Genomic DNA, 256 nt, shown 5'->3' with positions numbered 1-256 from the left:
CGGTGCTGGATGGTGGCAGGCTTGTCGGTATTATTGATGAAAGTGATATTCTGAAAGCTGTGGAAGGGCCGCCGGAAGGGCGCTGGTCACGCTTTGCCGCACAGGTATCTACGGCCATGACAGGCCAGCCACGCGTGTTGCAGGTGGATGCGCCTTTGAGTGCTTTGCAGAGCTTCTTTGATCGGGACGAAGTGGCACTGATTGTTGATGGTGAAGATTTTATCGGGCTGATCACGCGCATCGATCTGATTAATCA

The 256-nt window shown here is 53.5% G+C and carries 1 protein-coding gene; it reads left to right on the top strand.

The window, feature by feature from the left end; genetic code table 11:
* Positions 1-256 (top strand): CBS domain-containing protein (locus HBA93_RS22135; RefSeq protein WP_221724677.1); only part of this gene is annotated, 256 nt, incomplete at both ends.

The sequence above is a fragment of the Ochrobactrum sp. SFR4 genome (genome assembly GCF_019730395.1).
In the GTDB taxonomy this organism is placed as follows: Bacteria; Pseudomonadota; Alphaproteobacteria; order Rhizobiales; family Rhizobiaceae; genus Pseudochrobactrum.
The sequence above is the reverse complement of the archived record's forward strand: the minus strand, read 5'-3'. Positions and strand labels throughout refer to the sequence as shown.